The following is a 353-nucleotide window of genomic DNA, read 5'->3' on the forward strand; positions in this document are numbered from 1 at the left end:
TCGCCGTGCTGCGCGGCCGTGTGGATGGCCTGGAGGCCAAGGTGGGTGAGCTCGAGGCCACCCAGTTCTCCACCACCACCAAGCTGACCGGTAAGGCGACCTTCATCATGGGCGCCAACAGCTACGGCGGTAACGCCCAGGTGAGCCCCGCCGCTTCCCTGGCCACCGGCGTCCCCGCCTTCGTGACCGGTCCCTTCGGTCCCCTCGGCCCGGTCGTCCCCAACACCTGGCAGAACCAGGCCCGTCAGACCCAGGGCGCCACGGCGTTCAACTACGACATCCAGCTCAACTTCGACACCAGCTTCACCGGCAAGGACCTGCTCCGCACCCGTCTGCGGGCCGGTAACTTCGCC

General features: G+C 68.3%; 1 protein-coding gene. It reads left to right on the forward strand.

Going from position 1 to position 353, the window contains the following annotated elements; genetic code table 11:
• A partial coding sequence (locus KUG38_RS16725) for a carbohydrate porin (protein WP_216923541.1) occupies nucleotides 1-353 on the forward strand: 353 nt, incomplete at both ends.

Source organism: Synechococcus sp. CCAP 1479/9 (assembly GCF_019038535.1).
GTDB lineage: Bacteria > Cyanobacteriota > Cyanobacteriia > PCC-6307 > Cyanobiaceae > Cyanobium.